The sequence below is a fragment of the Vogesella sp. LIG4 genome (genome assembly GCF_900090205.1).
Lineage (GTDB): Bacteria > Pseudomonadota > Gammaproteobacteria > Burkholderiales > Chromobacteriaceae > Vogesella.
The window spans coordinates 2,287,583-2,305,507 of sequence record NZ_LT607802.1 but is presented as its reverse complement, the minus strand read 5'-3'; the positions used below and the strand labels follow the sequence as shown (position 1 = coordinate 2,305,507).

Genomic DNA, 17,925 nt, shown 5'->3' with positions numbered 1-17,925 from the left:
AACTTATCACTTGCTTGGCAGGGGCTGCTTCGGCGAAGGACAAGGCGGCGGCGGTCATGTTCGGCAGCAGGTCGGCCGAAGCTGCTTATTCAGTGGGAAAATAAAAAATGCCCTGTTTGCAAAGCATTACGAATGCTTCAGGTTTTTGTTCCAACCACGAAGGACAAATGGATAACTCTTTGGCATAATTCCGCGCTTTGCCCCACTGCGCCGTTGCCATGAACCTCCCCGACCTGCTCGCCAGCTTCGCGTCCGCTTTCAACCAGGACCAGCGCCTACTCACCCTGCAGCTGGGCGACGGTCAGCGCTGGGGCCAGGCGCTGCTGCCGCTGACACTCAGTGGCGAAGAAGCGCTGGCCGGCGATTACCGCTTCCGCGTCGGGTGCCTGTCGCCGGATGACGGTATCGAACTGAAGACGCTGCTGGGTTTGCCGGTGCGGCTCGGTATCGCCGGCGCAGACGGCAGCGAGAGCCTCCGCTGTGGTGTGGTCAGCGCGGCCGAGGCGCTGGGCAGCGACGGTGGCTTCGCCAGGTACGCGCTGACCGTCGAGCCGCCGTTCGCGCTGCTGCGGCTGCGCCAAACCTCGCGGGTGTTCCAGGATTTGTCGGTGGAGGCCATCGTGCGGCAGATCTTTGCCGAGCACGCTGCGGCCAACCCGGTGTTCGCCGCCGGCCAGGCGCTGGATTTCGTGCTGGCCGCCGCGCTGCCGGCGCGCAGCTACTGCATGCAGTACCGCGAATCCGACCACGACTTCATCTGCCGCCTGCTGCGTGAGGAAGGCTTGAGCTGGCGCTACGAGCATCTGGACGGCGACACGCCGCAGGTCAAGCTGGTGGCCTTCGACGACCCGTACAGCCTGCCTGCGGCCAATCTCGAACGAGTACGCTTTCATCGCAGCGACGCGACGGAAGAAGAGGACGGCCTCACCCGCTGGGACGGCGCGCGGCAGATCGTGCCCGGCAGCGTGGCGCTGGCCAGCTTCGACTACCAGCCGGTGGCCACCGGCCACAGCGGTGACGAATCGGCGCTGGATCAGGGCCTGGACGGCAGCCGCTTGCAATCCAGCCTCAGCCACTACGACGCCCCCGGCGCCTACTATGCCAGCGACGCCGAGCAGCTCAGCCACTACGCGCGGCTGCGGCAGCAGGCGCACGATGCACAGGCCAAGACTTTCAGCGGCGGCGGCGCGGTGCGCGGCTTGGTGGCCGGGCAATGGTTCCGCCTCGACGGCCACCCGGCACACGACGGTGATGGCGCCGAGCAGCGCGAATTCGTGCTTACCCGCCAGACCTTGAATGTACGCAACAACCTGCCGGCCGAGCTGGCGCGCAGCCTGCCGGCGGCCTTGCGGCCAACGTTGGCCGCAGATGACGACGTGCCGTTCTGCAGCGAGTTCGACGCCCAGCGCCGCGGCCTGCCGCTCACCCCGGCCTACGCCGACAGCGCCCACGCCAAGCCCACTGCCCGCGGTGCGCAGACCGCCACCGTAGTCGGCCCCGCCAATGAAGAAGTGCACACCGACCAGCAGGGCCGCATCAAGGTGCAGTTCCACTGGCAGCGGCCAGACGAGCATCCGGAAATCGGCGCCAACCTCGACGACCGCTCCAGCTGCTGGCTGCGGGTCGCCATGCCCAGTGCCGGCGCCGCCTGGGGCCACCAGTTCATCCCGCGCATCGGCCAGGAAGTGCTGGTCGACTTTATCGAAGGCGATATCGACCGGCCGGTGATCACCGGCGTGCTGTACAACGGCAGCCACCCGCCGCCGACGTTCAGCGGTGCCGGCAGCCTGCCGGGCAACAAAACGCTGTCCGGCATCAAGTCGAAGGAACACCACGGCGGCCAGTACAACGAGTTGCTGTTCGACGACACTCCGGGCGAAGTCCGGGCGAAACTCAGCAGCGAACACGGCCACACCCAGCTGAACCAGGGCTACCTCGCCCATCCCCGAGCTGACGGCAAAGCCACGCCGCGTGGCGACGGCTTCGAACTGCGGACCGACCGCCACGGGGCGATCCGCGCCGCGCACGGCCTGCTGCTGACCACCGAAGCGCAAGCCGGTGCCGGCGGCAAACAGCTGGCGCGCGATGGTGCGCAGAACCAGCTCGACGCCGCGCTCAGCCTCGCGCAATCCCTCGCCGACACCGCCACGGCGCAACTGGCCGACACCCTAGAAACCGGGCCGGAGGAAATCAAGCCCGACAACAGTAAAGGGGCGAAGAAAACCGACGGCCACCTGCAGCACCACGTGCAGGCGCTGAGCGCGTGGGAGGCCGGCAGCAACACCGACAAAGAGGGCAAAACGGCGGCCCAGGGAAATGGATCAGCACAGGCCGGTCAGCAGCCGCTCATGATCCTGTCCGCCCCGGCCGGCCTGGCCGCGACGACTGACAACGCCCTGACGTTGGCCGCAGGCAGCAATATCGACCAGGTGGCGCAGCGCGACCTTAACCAGACCTCGGGCCGGCGCTGGCTGCACAACGTCGGCCAGCACATCAGCCTGTTCGTGGCCGGGGTGAAAGACGCAGTGAGCCTGAAGCTGATCGCCGCCAAGGGCAAGGTGCAGCTGCAGGCGCAGAGCGACGCGATGGAACTGACGGCGGATAAGGATGTGACGGTAACCTCGTGCAAGGACCGCATCACCATCGCGGCGAAGGAAGAAATCCTGCTCAACGTCGGTGGCGGTGCCTACATCCGCATGGCGGGCGGCAATATCGAAGTGCACTGCCCCGGCACGGTGAGCGTGAAGGGGGCGGAGCATGTGATGAGCGGGCCTGACCGGATGACTGTTGCGCATCCGGCATTTCCTGACAGCATTCCCAAGCAGCGCTTTGGCTTGAAGGTAAATCACAGCTTTGTCGAGGGTGATCATGCCGTGGCCGGGATGCCATTCAAACTCTATGCCGACGGCGCAATGATCAAGCAAGGCGTGCTGGACGAGACGGGGCACATCCCGGTGGACCATAGCGTGTTGACGCAGAAATACACCTTGGAAATGGCCAATGGCCTGAAACGCGATTTCAATATGGTGACGTCCTACAACAAGCAGACACACGACGAAATGGCCAATAGCGGCATCAACCACGGTGATCATTCCGCCAAGCTGGATCAGTACAAATCCTTTTTGGGGTCGGACAGCGGTAATGGAGAACAGGCGTGAGCCAACCTTTAGCCAAGCACAAACCGCGCAAGCAGGATGTGGATCTATCTCAGCATCAGACCACCAGAACGTCGGCGCCCTGGTTTCTGGCCGATAACAATCCCCCCGGATACAAACCCGAATTTCACGAGGTCAATGCCACATTCCAGCCGCTGATCAACGGGGAGCAAGCGTTCGGTGCTATTTACGACGCCATTCTGGCCGCCAAACACAGCGTGGATATCGTCTGCTGGGGCTTTCAGCCCTCGATGTATTTCAAACGTGGCGCTGGTGCCCCGCCGATAAAGGATTTCCTGCAACAACCCCAGCTTCCGCCGCTGACCAGGGACAATATCGATCAGGTCGTCGACGACATGGCGGGAAAGTTGCCGTTCACCCGGCGCAAGCTGCATCCCAAAGACAAGCTCATGCCAATTGGCGAGCTGTTGGAAATGAAGTCATTGGAAGGCGTCCAGGTCAGAATCCTGACCTGGAATAATGCTGTCGGACAAATTCCCGAGGTAATGAACCCAGGTTATAACGTGAAGCGGGGCGATAACGAGAACTTCCTGCAGGAGTGCTTCGATATCGGCTGGCATCAGGATATCCGCACGAATAAAAACATCCAGTTCCGTACACGGGATTTCGACGATATCGACAAGAACGCTTATATCTTGCCGAATATGTTGCGCAATGGTGCATCGACACTGCATGCGGCCGCCACCTCCAAAACGCCCAGCCACCATCAAAAGACCGTACTGATCGATTACGAGTACCCGGAGAGTGCGTTGGGCTTTGTCATGGGGCACAACATGCTGGATGCCTACTGGGACAAGGACGACCACCATTACGTAAAGCGGGAACCACATCAGGGCCGTAACGGCGCGACCGCCCGGCATGACATTTCCAGCCGGCTCACCGGCCCGGTGCTGGTGCATATCAACCATAATTTCGTGGCCGGTTGGGACAAGGCAACAGGCGAGAACCTGACAGGGCGGCGCGCACATCTGCAGCTGCCGCATTTCAAGCCCCGGCCAGCACTGGGCACGCCCGCCATGGCGCAGATTGCCCGCACGCAAAGCCAGACCCGGCCCCAAGGCAAGGTGGACGGGGAGTTCACCGTGCAGGACATCAAGCACCTGTACCTGAACGCCGTCAATCATGCCAGCCAGTACATCTACATCGAAAACCAGTATTTCCGCTGGGTGAACTTTGCCGAAGCCACCAAACAGGCCCTCAGGAACCAGTTGGCCCATGGCCGTGACCCTGGCCAGCACGGCCCCTTGTACCTGATGGTGGTGACCAACGACAACGAGGAAGGCATGGGCAAGGGTGTCAAGAACACCTACAAGATGCTGGATGCGCTGGGCAAACGCGGGCAAATGCCAGAGTTGGCGCGAAGCGACATCAGCAAAGAAGTAAGCCGGGCAAGACAGGACGTGTTCATGGCCGAACAGAAACGCAATGCCATGCGCAGCCCTTCCGGTGCCTTGCCATCCGAAGCCAGCCTTGGCTTGCCGGAAAAACGCAAGAAACTGGAAGAACTGCAAAGCAAGCAGGCCACTGCCAAACAGGACAATATTCCGGATACCGACATTCCCGGCCTGAAAACCCATATCTGTTCATTGGTTTCCATGGAAGGCTACCAGCAGGGCCAGCCCTGGCAGTACGTCTACATCCACGCCAAGCTGATGATGATAGACGACATCTTCATGACCCTGGGCTCGGCCAATATCAACCTGCGCAGCATGGTGTGCGATAGCGAAATCAATGTCTGCCACTGCCAGCCGGAGATCACCCGCGCGGCGCGGCATTATTTATGGGGTAAACATACGGCGGATCAGGGCAATACGGCAGATGCCAGCAAGCAAATGCAGATTGCACTTGTCTATGACTTGTGGGGGAAAATCATGGATAAAAATGCTGACCGTCGAAAAGTTAAACAAGCACCAATCGCCCCACTGAGCAAATTCAGCAGTGACACCAGTAGCACCACCGACCTGGACTAAACCGATGCGTCTTGCCTGGCTCGTCTTACCTTTGCTGTTGGCCGCCTGCGGCCACAAGGATACCCCGATGGCACAACAACCCGACCTCAAGGCGGTGCAAGCGAAGCTGGCCTTCAGCTGCGTGCATGAAGCCGACCGCCTGCCCAAGCTGAACCCGGACACGGACCAGCTGTTCCACTACGCCCGTTGGCTGCAATTGCAATACCAGCCGGAGCTGCTGCCCGAGGCCGGGCGGCTGTACCGCATCGCCGCCGCCCATGGCCACTACAAGGCCAACAACAACCTGCAACGCATGGTGCGCAAGGGCGAGGTGGCCTCACCCGATGCCGTCAACGAAGTGCTGGATCTGGCCGAACAGCTGGTGGCGGACAACATTCCCAACGGCTATTACCTGACCGGCCATTATTTACAGGCGGGTTACGGCTATGACCAGGACAATGAGAAGGCGCTGATGTATTTCCGCAAGGCTGCGGACCTGGGTAGTGCGGATGCCCAAGCCTATGTGGGTGACCTGCTGAACGAACCCGAATTGGCTCCCGACATAGCCCGGCAGATGTTGCGTTGTGCTATGGAGCAAGGCCATGCTAAAGCAGCATATTACTTGGGAGTGTCTTTGGATGTTGACAAGCATTACCCCGATGCGCTGCATGCCTACCAGCAAGCAGCCAAGGCTGGAGATTCAACTTCTGCCCTTGGTTTACAGCAAGCGTTTGACGCCAAAAATAGCAAGAGCGAGAGTGACCTTAACTATCTGAATGTCCAACCCGATCCAGAACGCGTGAAACGCTATGAAGCGATCTGGACCCTGTTGAAGCGCTACGATGGCCGCAACCCCAAGGTGCCGGACATCGACAAGATCGTGCCGCTGCCGCCGGCCAGGCTGCCACCGTGGGATGGCACTTTCGAGTGGGAAAAGGAGTGGAAGGCCAATGCCGCGCCAGCCAAGCCCGACGACAAGCTGGTGCTGAAACTGGCCAAGGCCAAGAACCTGGACCCGGCCACCGGCCTGCCCAAGACCGAGCAGTCCAAGCCGCAGACCCCGCCCAGGATCAAACTGGGTTACGCGGCGCCAAGCCATGCCGCCTGCCCGCAGAGCGGAGTATGGTGCGCGGATCTATCGGCTCACGGCATGGCCAGTGTGAGCCGGCATTTCCTTACGGGAGAACACTTCCCGACCCTCCCGGTGCCGCAACAGCTAGGCTGGCTGGACCGCGTGCGCGGCAAGCCGGATCAGCAGCAGGTGGCGGTAACGTGGACGCTGCAAAGCTATGCAGAACCAGCACAGGGCTGAGGCGGGGGCACGCATCCGGGTCATCGTGGCAGCTCTGGCACTGCTGGGGTTGGCCGCATGCGGCCACAAGGACCCCCCGATGGCACAACAACCCGACCTCAAGGCGGTGCAAGCGAAGCTGGCCTTTAGCTGCGTGCATGAAGCCGACCACCTGCCCAAGCTGAACCCGGACGCGGACCAGCTATTCCACTACGCTCGTTGGTTGCAATTGCAATACCAGCCGGAACTGCTGCCCGAGGCCGGGCGGCTGTACCGCATCGCCGCCGCGCATGGCCACTACAAGGCCAACAACAACCTGCAACGCATGGTGCGCAAGGGCGAGGTGGCTTCTCCCGATGCCGTCAACGAAGTGCTGGATCTGGCCGAACAGCTGGTGGCGGATAACATCCCCAACGGCTATTACCTGACCGGCCATTATCTACAAGCTGGTTACGGCTATGACCAGGACAACGAGAAGGCGCTGATGTATTTCCGCAAGGCGGCGGACCTGGGCAGCGCGGATGCCCAAGCCTATGTGGGCGACCTGCTGATCGAGCCTGAACTGGCTCCCGAGATTGCGCGGCAGATGTGGCGTTGCGCCGCGGAGCAGGGCCATGCCGAAGCGGCTGACAGCCTAGGGGTGGATTTGCAGGGTGACAAGCATTACCCCGATGCGCTGCATGCCTACCAGCAGGCGGTCAAGGCGGGGCGCTCTGCTACCGCCTTACGTGTGCAAGGAGCCTTTGATGCTGAAAAAGGCAAACTTGATTTGAATTATCTTAACGTTCAACCCGACCCCGAGCGCGTGAAGCGTTACGAAGCGATCGGCCGCTTCCTGGACCGCTACGATGGCCGCAACCCCAAGCTGCCGGACATCGACAAGATCGTACCGCTGCCGCCGGCCAAACTGCCGCCATGGGATGGCACTTTCGAGTGGGAAAAGGAATGGAAGGCCAATGCCGCGCCGCCCAAACCGGACGACAAGCTGGTGCTGAAACTGGCCAGGGCCAAGAACCTGGATCCGGCCACCGGCCTGCCCAAGGTCGAGCTGCCCAAGCCGAAGACCCCGCCCAGTATCAAACTGGGCTACGCAGCGCCAAGCCATGCCGCTTGCCTGGTGGCAACCTGCGCCTTTGTACACCTAACACTTAAGTCGGACTGAGCCGGCCCGGTTGTAGTTATTTCCTGCAAGTGAATGGGAATGGACTGTGAGGGGAAGCAGGTGCAGTCTGATCCAATTAGGCGACAGCAAGAGCATACCGATGTGGGAGGAAATCCATTATGTCTGATTGACCAGCACGGTTTAGTTGGCCAAATTTCTACCATATCATCATCTTGTATTTATTTTAAAACAACGAAAGCCAGTAAAATATGAAGTTTTGGAAAAAAATTGGACTTGGATCAATTATTTTTTATGCCGCATTTGTTTTTTTGGCTCTAACAATTGGCTCAAATGGCAGTGTAGCACCAGGTGCTGCGCCGATCAGCGGAAGCCTGATAGGTATTTTTATGCTAACTTTTACATTTTTACCATTTAGTCTTTTAATGGCATCAATACTGGCATTGATTGAATGGAAATCAAAAGAAAACAAAAAATTTTATAGCTCCATTATAGCCATTATTTATGTATTGATGAGCTTTCCAATAATTTTCCTGTCATCCAATTTGGCATTTGAAGAAACGGCATTCTGGCAGGAAAATTATTCGATGTTAAATAGCATCAGTAAAATGATGTTTGGCAGTTGAAATTTTCGGTGTTGGGAGGGGCTTTTTTCACAAGTTAGTTGAAGGCCGAGTTCCCTCACCCCCCTGTGCACTGATCCTATACGAACCATTTGCGGCAAGCCCGAGGGGGCTTGCCCGAAATGCTGTTTAAACCAGCTATTTCGCACGATCCTGCTGACAGGTAGCTTTGGCTGATAACCCACCCTCCCCTTAGCTCACCAGCAGCACTGACCGCTGCCGCAATAGGATAGTCAGCTGAAGTGGCGGGAAGACTTCAAGGCCAATGAGCCTCCGGAGCAGCCGCCCGAAGTGCTGATGACCCAGTTGGCCGCAGCCAAAGAGCTGGACCCGAAAACCAGCCGGCCATTGCATATCGGGCATGATTAAGTCACGTTACTGCCTGCTGCTCCTTGCTGCCCTGGCTGGCTGCGGCTACAAGGCAACTCCAATGGCACAACAACCCGACCTCAAGGCAGTGCAGGCCAGGCTGGCCTTCAGCTGCGTCTATGAAGACGACCGCCTGCCCAAGCCAACCTCTCTGGATATTGTTGAGTTGTTGCTGGTTGTTTTTGCTATTTTTATTGCAGCTTATTTTTTGATTCGTTATCCTGGTGGGCGAATAGGTGCCATAGAGGGCGTTGTTGGTGCATCAATTTGCAAAGGCTTTGCTGATGTAATGTATTTGCCATTTTGCTAGAGACTCTATTGGTCATCTAAAGTATGAAACAATTAAGAGATATTCATCCATTATTTTGATTAATAGATGAATTCTGTGGAGCTTTCGGTTCGCCTGCGTGTTTGCTGGGAAGAACTCTGCCCCACATCTTTGCTCTTCTTTGGGGTGGTTACCCGACACTTCTTCAAGAATGGAAAAGGTAGCTTCAGCCGAAAAGCGACTCTGCAAAACCGCCCCAGCACAGCCATGCAGGCTTTCCGCGCCATATCACGAGTCGAGGGACGCATGTCAGCAACAACAGCAGAGGTTGCCGCCTTCATGGCGGCGGAGTTTCCACAAAGCAAATGCGTGGTCGAGGCGGTGGGAAACGATGGCGCCACCGTCTCGCACCATGTCGGCCCGGATGAACTGAGGCCTGGCGGCACGGTTGCCGGCCCGGTGCTGATGGGAGTGGCGGATGTGGCGCTCTACGTTGCCATCCTCGGCAAGATCGGCATCGTGCCGCTGGCGGTAACCACCAGCCTCACCATCAACTTCATGCGCAAGCCCGCTGCCGATGCCCGCATCATTGCCGAATGCCGCTTGCTGAAGGTTGGCCGCACGCTAGCGGTGGGCGAAGTGTCGCTGTACTCGGCAGGCAGCAGCGAGTTGGTAGCACACGTGGTTGGCACCTATTCCATCCCGCCCGGAAACGCTCGTTGAAAGCAGGCCGGCCGAAGCAGCAGCGCGCCACGCCTGCTGCCTGGTGCGCCCCTGCCCGTTCAGGCCACCTGTTCCGGCAGCGCCACCACCTGCCGCCGGCGTACAAAGCTGAAGCCGGCGAACAGCAGCGCCAGCAGCCACAGCACGCTCACCATCCACGCCGAGCCGAAATGCTGGATCACCCAGCCGGTGGCCGCCGGGCCGGCGCTGCTGGACAGGTTCCAGCTCAGCGAAATCAGCCCGGACACGCGAATCAGCGCCGCACCACTGAACAGCTCGCCCCCCGCTACCATGGACAGTGTGTAGATGGCGCCGGCGCAACCACCCAGCAGGAACAGATAGCCCACCCACAGCTGCGGCCAGGACGTCATCAACAACGGCAGCGCCGGCAGCAACAGACACACCAGCCCCGCGCACACCCGCTGCACCAGCAGGCGGCCGCAGCGATCGGCCAGCCAGCCAATGCCGAACTGCAGCAAGGCGTCACCCGCCAGCAGGATGGAGGCCGATGCCAGCGCCCGCGGCTGGCTCATGCCGTGCTGCATGGCAATCAGCGGCAGGAAGCTCAGCATCACGGTATCGAACGAGGCGAAAAAGGCGGTGCCCAGCACGATGGTCGGCGCCAGCCGCACGATGGCAAGCCAGGAGGCATCCGCCCGCTTGCCGTTGGGCTGCGATGCGGGCTGCCCGCCAGCCACAGCATGTTCGTGGTCGCTGGCCAGCAGGATGCCGGGCAGCCCCATGAGAAACAGCCCGCCACACAGCAGGAAAGCCTGTTGCGGCCAACGTGACAGCCAGTTGGTGAGCAGCGGCCCCAGCACCTGGCAGGCAGTGAAACAGGTGGCATACAGCGCCACCAGTCGCCCGCGCGAACTGTCGCTGGCCAGGTTGTTGATCCAGCTTTCGCCGAGCACGAAGAACGGCGCCATGGCGGCGCCGAACAGGAAATACGCCAGCATCCAGCCGGGCAGCGCGTACAGGTACTGCATCGGCAGCACCGAGGCGGCCGCCAGCAGCAGGCAGCCCAGCATCACCGTGCGCCGACCGTAGCGCCGCGCCAGGCCGGGGGCAGCCACCGTGGCCAGCACACCGCCCAGCGCACAGGCCGTCACGCTCAGGCCGATGATCTCCGCGCTGAAGCCGCGCGCCTGCAGCGTCATGGCGATCAGCGGCATGGTGCTGCCAAGCCCCACCCCCAGCAGCGCCACGCTGAAAAGAACGGCGGCAAAATCCCGCCACATATTGCCCAACCCCATGCCGCACTCCAGTCATCACGGACCAGCAGCCTAGCATGGCGGCCCGCTGCGGCGGCCATCTGCAGTACACGATTTAGGAACACACTGAGTTCTTGCTAACCGCCGCTCAGCCGGAGGAATGCTCCCCGCTGGCCAGCGCCACGAAATTGGCCAGCGCCGCCGAGGCATGATCCTGACGATAGGCCAGGCAGATAGGTGCCCGTGCCTGTTGGCCGCACAGCGGCAGGTAGCGCACGCTGTCGGTCTGGATCTGCCGCACCGAGGCCGGCACCAGTGCAATGCCGAAACCTGCCGCCACCATCGGCACCGTCGACACGATCTGCGGCGCCTCCTGCCCCAGCTTCGGGCTGAAGCCGGCCTGCTGGATGGTGGCGATCATGCGGTCGTACAGGCCGGGGCTGATGTCGCGCGGGAACAGGATGAAGGTCTCCTGCGCCAGTTCGGCCAGCGCGATGTCCGCCCCCGCCGCTGCCGGGTGGCTGGCGGGCAGTGCCACCAGCAGTTCGTCGTCCACCAGCTCCAGGCTGCGCAGCCCGGCCGGCGCATCGAACGGCGCGCGCACGAAGGCAAGATCGACCTCACCCCCCATCAGGCCGTCGATCAGCTGCGCGGTATTGCTCTCCACCGGGCGCAGCTCCACCCCCGGGTAGCGGGCACGAAAGTCGCGCAGCAGCGCCGGCACCAGCGGCTGGAAGTAAGTGGCGCCGGCAAAGCCGATGCGCAGCTGGCCGGCCTCGCCGCGCGACAGGCGCTGCACCTGCTGCCGGGCCTGCTCCACCCGGGCCAGGATGGCGCGCGCCTCGATCAGGAACGCCTCCCCTGCCTCGGTCAACGCCACCCCGCGCGTCAGCCGCTGGAACAGCGGCGTGCCCATCTCCTCCTCCAGCTGGCGGATCTGCATGCTCAATGGCGGCTGCTGGATGCCGACGCGCTCGGCGGCGCGGGTGAAATGCCGTTCCTCGGCAACGGCGATGAAATAGCGCAGGTGGCGGAAATCCATGATGACCTATCGAATGCTGGGGCAAGTTTCCATATACAAAATATACCAAAATAACGATTTTTATATATTGGATATGTTGCAGCCAGATCCTTACACTTGGACCCAATGAATCGGCAGCCCTACTGCCGACAACACAGAGGGTCGGCAATAGTCCGACCGGTCCGGGCCCCAAGCGCAGTGCTCAGTACCCAGCAGCCACAGAGTTGCCGCCTGCCACGCCCGACATCAGAGGAGAACGCATATGTACGCCGACCGTATCCGCATGCGCGGGCTGAATGATCGTGTGATGAGCGCCGACGAGGCCGCGCTGCTGTTCAAGGATGGCATGGTGGTGGGCATGAGTGGCTTTACCCGCGCCGGCGACGCCAAGGACATGCCGATTGCGCTGGCCAAGCGCGCCTGCCAGCAGCCGATGAAGCTCACGCTGATCACCGGCGCCTCGCTGGGCCACGACGCCGACAAGACCCTCACCGAAGCCGGCCTGCTGGCCCGCCGCCTGCCGTTCCAGGTGGATGCCACCCTGCGCGCCGCCATCAACCGCGGCGAGGTGATGTTCGTCGACCAGCACCTGTCCGAAACCGTGGAATTCCTGCGCGCCGGCCAGCTCGGCAAGCTCGACATCGCGGTAATCGAAGCGGTAGCCATTACCGAAGACGGCGGCATCGTGCCCAGCTCCTCGGTGGGCAACTCTGCCAGCTTCGCCATCCTGGCCGACAAGGTGATCGTGGAGATCAACCTGGCGCAGCCGCTGGGCTTCGAGGGCATGCACGATATCTGGATTCCCGGCCGCCGCCCGCACCGCGAGCCGCTGCCCATCGTCGGCGTGGCCGACCGCGTAGGCGAGTGCGCCATCCGCATTCCGCCGGAAAAGATCGCCGCCATCATCATTACCGATACCCCGGACAGCGCCTCCAACAACCTGCCGCCGGACGAGGAAACCCGCCAGATCGCCGGCCACCTGATCGAATTCTTCCAGCACGAAGTGAAGCGCGGCCGCCTGCCGGCGGTGCTGCCGGCCATCCAGTCCGGCATCGGCACCATTGCCAACGCGGTGCTGTCCGGCTTCATCGATTCGCCGTTCAGCGAGCTGACCATGTATTCGGAAGTGCTGCAGGACTCCACTTTCGAGCTGATGGACGCCGGCAAGATGGCCTTTGCCTCCGGCTCGTCCATCACCGTGTCCAAGCGCATGCAGGACAAGGTGTTCGGCAACCTGGACCGCTACCGCGACAAGGTGCTGCTGCGGCCGCAGGAAGTCAGCAACCACCCGGAGGTGATCCGCCGCCTGGGCCTGATTGCGCTGAACACCGCACTGGAGGCCGACATCTACGGCAACATCAACTCCACCCATGTCGGCGGCACGCACATGATGAACGGCATCGGCGGCTCCGGCGACTTCACCCGCAACGCCTTCATGTCGATCTTCGCCACCAAGTCGGTGGCCAAGGGCGGCCGCATCTCCAGCATCGTGCCGATGGTGGCCCACGTTGATCACAACGAGCACGACGTGGACATCCTGGTAACCGAACAGGGCATTGCCGACCTGCGCACGCTGGCGCCGCGCGAGCGGGTGAAGCTGGTGATCGAACACTGCGCGCACCCGAGCTACCGCGACGCGCTCAAGGACTACTACCGCGACGCGCTGCGCTACGGCGGCCAGACGCCGCATGCGCTGGAGCGCGCCTTCGAGATGCACATCCGCCTGCGCGACAGCGGCTCGATGCTGCCCGCGTAAACGCCACCGGGGCACCCACCCCGGCAACGATTTCCTTTCCTCCTCGCGTTATTGCAGGTTCGGGACTGCCCTGGTGCAGTCCCATTTTTTTGCCTGCTTGCGGCCAACGTTGGCCGCAAGGCGTGTGCGGGAGAGCCTGTCAGCACCACCAGAACAACGCGGTAAACGTTGGGCTTCGCTACGAGGGGCCCAACCTACCTACTGGCTCGCCATAGAGCGGGTTGCCCGCAGGCCATACCCGCGCGTCGTGGTCGGTTCACGCGGGTATGAACCGCTGGTTCAACCCGCCCTACGTGCGGCTTCCTTTGCCCGGCTCGCGCCAACGGGTTTGGGACACGAGGGGGTCGGTGCTGTCTTTTGTGTCATCAGGCGGGTTGTCGGACATGGCTCGCCGTAGGGCGGGTTGGCCGCAGGCCATACCCGCGCGTAGCTGTCGGTTCACGCGGGTATGAACCGCTGGTTCAACCCGCCCTACGTGCAGCTTCCTTTGCCCGGCTCGCGCCACCGGGTTTGGAGCACAAGGGTTCGGTGCTGTCTTTTGTGTCATCAGGCGAGTTGTCGGACATGGCTCGCCGTAGGGCGGGTTGGCCGCATGCCATGCCCGCGCGTAGCTGTCGGTTCACTCGGCTATGAACCGCTGGTTCCACCCTCGCTACGCGCTGGTCCCAGTGTTTACCTGCTTGCGGCCAACATGGCGGCGAACTGCTCCGCCGGCAGCGGCCTGCTGAACAGATAGCCCTGCAGCTGGTCGCAGCCCAGCTGCTGCAGCTGCGCCCGCTGCTCCTCGGTTTCCACGCCTTCGGCCACCACGTTCATGCCCAGCGCATGCCCCAGCTCGATCACCATCCTGGCGATGGCGGCATCCTGCAGCTCCGTACTGAGGCCGCGCACGAAGGACTGGTCGATCTTCAGGGTATCGATGGGGAAGCGCTTCAGGTAATTGAGACTGGAATAGCCGGTGCCAAAGTCGTCCAGGGCGATGCGTATGCCCAGCTGCCGCAGCGCCTGCAGGATGTGCTTGGCCTTTTCCGGGTCCACCATCAGCGCGCTTTCGGTGATTTCCAGCTCGATCGCGCCGGGGTGCAGGCCATGGCGGCTGATTTCCTGCTGCACCCGCTGTGCCAGGCCGCTTTGCTGGAACTGCCGCGCCGACAGGTTGATGGCCACCGATACCACCGGCAGGCCCAGCCGCTGCCACTGCTGCAGCTGCTCGCACACCGCACGGATTGCCCAGGCGCCAATGGGCAGGATCAGGCCGGTTTCCTCGGCCAGCGGAATGAACTGCGCCGGCGACACCATGCCATGGCCGGGACGGCGCCAGCGCAGTAGCGCTTCGGCACCGGTGATGCGGCCATCGGCAATGCTGACCTTGGGCTGGTAGTGCAGCTCCAGCTCGCTGTTCTGCAAGGCGTGGCGCAGGCTGCCTTCCAGTTCCAGCCGCTCCAGCATGCGCGCATTCATTTCCGGGGCGTAGAACTGGAACTCGTCGCGCCCCAGCTCCTTGGCGCGGTACATCGCCACGTCGGCGTTCTTGATCAGCTCATGCAGCGAGTCGCCGTCGCGCGGGTACAGCGAGATACCCAGGCTGCCGGTCACCACTATATGGTGGCCTGCGGCCAACAGTGGCTGGCGGATGCTGGCCAGCAGCTTGGCCGCCAGGCCGGCCGCATCGGCTACATCGGCCACCTCGCCCATCACCACCATGAATTCGTCGCCGCCCAGCCGCGCCACGGTATCGCCTTCGCGCACCAGCTGCCGCAGACGCCCGGCCACTTCCTGCAGCAGTGAATCGCCGGCATCGTGGGTAAGGGTGTCGTTAATGGTCTTGAAGCGGTCCAGGTCCAGCAGCATCAGCGCCACCGATTTGTGCTCGCGCCGCGCGCGGGCAATGGCCTGTTCGATACGGTCGTGTAGCAGGTGGCGGTTGGCCAGCCCGGTCAGCTTGTCGTGGGTGGCGGAATACTCCAGCTCGGCCTCGAACTGCTTGCGCTCGGTAATGTCGCGGCAGGCGGCGTAGACATTACCGTCCGGCAGCGCCACCGCGTTGATTTCCACCGGGATCACCTTGCCGCTGTGGCTTTGCAGGTCCATCTCCACCCGCAGCTGGTGGCTGACAGTCAGCTCGTCGAGGATACCCAGCATCTTGCTGGCCTCCTCCACCGGCGAGATGTCGAGCAGCGTCATGCCCTGCAGCACGTCAGCGCCGTAGCCCAGCAGGCTGGCGGCTTCATGGTTGGCATAGATCAGCTGCCCCTTGCCGGTGGCAATCACCACCGGGTCGGCGGCATTGTCCAGCACGGTGCGGTAGCGTTCCTCGCTTACCAGCTGCAGCGCCACCGCCTGCTTGCGCGCTTCCTCGTTGCGCAGGGCGGCAATGCCGTAGGCCAGGTCGCCGGCCAGCTGTTCCAGCAGCTCCACTTCGTCAGGCTGGAAGGCGTCCGGCTCGCGGGCGTAGATGGTCAGCACGCCGTGCATGTTGTCGCCGGCCAGCAAAGGCAGGGCAATGCTGGCCTGGTAGCCGCGCTTGAGTGCGGCCTCGCGCCAGGGCGCCATCTGCGGGTTGGTCAGGCAGTTCTGGTTCACCTGGGTGCGGCCCAGGCGGTAGGCGGTGCCGGTGGGCCCCTGCCCCTGCGGGGTGTCGCCCCAGGAAACATGGATGCTTTCCAGGTAGCCCTGCTCGGCACCGGACTGCGCCACCGGCAGGATCAAGCGGGCGTCGTCGAATTGCGCAAAGCCTATCCACGCCATCAGGTAGCCGCCGGTATCCACGATCAGCTGGCAGATCGACGACAGCAGCGCCGCCTCGTCGGCGGCACGCACCAGCATGCTGTTGCACTCGCTGACCAGGCGCATGGCGCGGTTCAGCCGCGCCAGCGCCAGCTCGGTCCGCTTGCGCGCGCTGATGTCCTGCGTCAGCCCCTGCAGCTTGACGATATGGCCCTGCGCATCGCGTTGAGCGCTGCCGGTAATGAACACCCAGCGCTGCGAGCCATCGCTGTGTACCACTTCCACATCGCACTGGTACGGCTCGCCGCTGCTCAGGCACTGCTCGACCCTGGTCATGATCCGCGCCCAGCTTTCCGCGGTGAAATAGCGCTGCACTTCCGGGAATACCGCCGGCGGCAGCGCCGGGTCGCGCCCGTAGATGCGGTACAACTCCTCCGACCAGCTATGGCGTTCGCTGGCGATGTCCCACTCCCAGCGGCCGATGCCGGCGAAGTGCTCCACTTCATACAAGGTCCGCTCGGCGGCGCGCTGCATCTCCTGCATGCGGTTGAACTGGGCAGCCAGCTGCACGAATTCGGCCGGGCCGTTCTCCGGCACATGGCAATCGCCCTGGTGTTGCGACGCGGCGTCGATGGCCGATGCCAGCGTGCGCAGCGAGCCCTGCAGCTGGGTGCTGAAACGGCGCATCAGCAGGCCGCTGGCCAGGGCCACCGACAGCAGCAGCAATGCCGGAAACAGCAGTTTCTGCCCCAGCTCCGCCAGCAGCAGCGACTCTCGCACCCCTACCGCCACCGAATAACCGGTCTGCTCGGAGCGGTGGTAAGCCCCCACCATCGACACGGCATCGAGGCTGCTGCCCTGCATCAGGCCATCGACCGGGCCATGCAGCCCGGCCTGCAGTACCGGAATCACCGCCTGGCCAACATACTTCTGCGGCGAATGGGTGCGCGCGGCGATGATGCCCTTGTTGTCGTAGATCACCAGCCCCCAGCCCTGCGGCAGCGACTTCGCATCGACAAAGCGCGACAGGCTGGCGGCGTTGATGCCCATGGTCAGGGTGTAGCGCACCTTGCCGTCGCGGATCACCGGCACCGAGATCGCCAGCAGCGGCCGCTGCGCCACCGCACCGGTGAACAGGCTGGAGACATAAGGCTTGCCGTAGGCGAATACGTAGTCGGTAGCGGCGCGGTTGGCGGTTTTCGGCAAGGCGCTGCCGTAGGGGCGCAGGGTGTTTATCAGCTGCTGGCCGGAGGCATCCACCAGCACGATGGCGTTGCCGTAGCCGCTGGCGGCCATGAATTGCAGTGCCTGCTGCTGGAAGCCCGCCATGTCAGCCTGGTCGAGCGCGGAAGAGGTGGCGGCCAGGCCCTGCAGCGCATGCTGCGCACCCAGCAAGGCGGTATCCACCTGGGCCGAGACGGTACGCACCAACTGCTGGGTGTTGTGCTCCAACTGCCGGTTTTCGGACTGGTAAATGACGGCAAAGGACAGTAGCAGGCCAATGAGGCCCGGCATGAGTACCGCCAGAAAAATCCAGCGCAGTCCGACTACCTTCATGCAGTCATCCAGAAGAGGGGTTGGCTATTGCTCGCGTTGCGGCCAACGTTGCCGGCACAGGGCCGGCATCAGGTCATGGCCGTTGCCCGCACCCCGATGCAATAAGTGAGAGTTGAAAATCAAAATACATA

Annotated in this window: 12 protein-coding genes; 9 read left to right on the top strand and 3 right to left on the bottom strand. The window is 62.4% G+C overall.

Translation table 11 applies throughout. The features are described 5' to 3' along the window. Positions 1–218 precede the first annotated feature (218 nt). The 8 genes from PSELUDRAFT_RS10845 to PSELUDRAFT_RS10815 all read left to right on the top strand — a co-directional run bounded on the left by PSELUDRAFT_RS10845 (position 219) and on the right by PSELUDRAFT_RS10815 (position 9,519). Positions 219–3,158, top strand: a complete 2,940-nt coding sequence (locus tag PSELUDRAFT_RS10845; protein WP_088966858.1) for a type VI secretion system Vgr family protein — start codon at positions 219–221, stop codon at positions 3,156–3,158. Continuing rightward, a complete protein-coding gene (locus tag PSELUDRAFT_RS10835) occupies positions 3,155–5,146 on the top strand; it encodes a phospholipase D-like domain-containing protein (protein ID WP_157725092.1) in 1,992 nt (663 codons plus the stop codon). The genes PSELUDRAFT_RS10845 and PSELUDRAFT_RS10835 overlap by 4 nt, the downstream gene beginning before the upstream one ends. Before the next feature lie 67 nt (positions 5,147–5,213). After that, entirely contained in the window at positions 5,214–6,437 is a 1,224-nt protein-coding gene (locus tag PSELUDRAFT_RS10830) for a sel1 repeat family protein (RefSeq protein WP_231895194.1), read from the top strand. Continuing rightward, a complete protein-coding gene (locus PSELUDRAFT_RS10825; RefSeq protein ID WP_157725091.1) occupies positions 6,415–7,578 on the top strand; it encodes a sel1 repeat family protein in 1,164 nt (387 codons plus the stop codon). The genes PSELUDRAFT_RS10830 and PSELUDRAFT_RS10825 overlap by 23 nt, the downstream gene beginning before the upstream one ends. Before the next feature lie 209 nt (positions 7,579–7,787). Then, complete coding sequence (locus PSELUDRAFT_RS19375; RefSeq protein ID WP_157725090.1) at positions 7,788–8,162, top strand: hypothetical protein; 375 nt, start codon at positions 7,788–7,790, stop codon at positions 8,160–8,162. A gap of 234 nt (positions 8,163–8,396) precedes the next feature. Then, on the top strand, positions 8,397–8,528 hold the full coding sequence (locus tag PSELUDRAFT_RS20085; RefSeq protein ID WP_369800113.1) for a DUF6396 domain-containing protein: 132 nt from the start codon (positions 8,397–8,399) through the stop codon (positions 8,526–8,528). Next, the gene (locus PSELUDRAFT_RS19635; protein WP_088966854.1) at positions 8,521–8,838 is read left to right on the top strand and encodes a hypothetical protein; all 318 of its coding nucleotides are present in this window, start codon (positions 8,521–8,523) and stop codon (positions 8,836–8,838) included. Before PSELUDRAFT_RS20085 ends, PSELUDRAFT_RS19635 begins: the two co-directional genes overlap by 8 nt. A 264-nt stretch (positions 8,839–9,102) precedes the next feature. Then, positions 9,103–9,519, top strand: coding sequence for a PaaI family thioesterase (locus tag PSELUDRAFT_RS10815; protein ID WP_088966853.1), 417 nt, complete (start codon positions 9,103–9,105; stop codon positions 9,517–9,519). Positions 9,520–9,578: 59 nt separating this feature from the next. On the opposite strand, the gene PSELUDRAFT_RS10810 is transcribed toward PSELUDRAFT_RS10815, so the two are convergent. Then, entirely contained in the window at positions 9,579–10,775 is a 1,197-nt protein-coding gene (locus PSELUDRAFT_RS10810) for an MFS transporter (protein ID WP_088966852.1), read from the bottom strand. 106 nt (positions 10,776–10,881) lie between these two features. Continuing rightward, positions 10,882–11,775, bottom strand: coding sequence for a LysR substrate-binding domain-containing protein (locus PSELUDRAFT_RS10805; protein ID WP_088966851.1), 894 nt, complete (start codon positions 11,773–11,775; stop codon positions 10,882–10,884). A 241-nt stretch (positions 11,776–12,016) separates the two neighbouring features. Here PSELUDRAFT_RS10805 and PSELUDRAFT_RS10800 point away from each other — a divergent pair, with 241 nt between their 5' ends. Further along, positions 12,017–13,510, top strand: coding sequence for an acetyl-CoA hydrolase/transferase family protein (locus tag PSELUDRAFT_RS10800; protein WP_088966850.1), 1,494 nt, complete (start codon positions 12,017–12,019; stop codon positions 13,508–13,510). Between the two features lie 672 nt (positions 13,511–14,182). Here the strand turns inward: PSELUDRAFT_RS10800 and PSELUDRAFT_RS10795 are convergent. Beyond that, the gene (locus PSELUDRAFT_RS10795; protein WP_088966849.1) at positions 14,183–17,794 is read right to left on the bottom strand and encodes an EAL domain-containing protein; all 3,612 of its coding nucleotides are present in this window, start codon (positions 17,792–17,794) and stop codon (positions 14,183–14,185) included. Positions 17,795–17,925 lie beyond the last annotated feature (131 nt).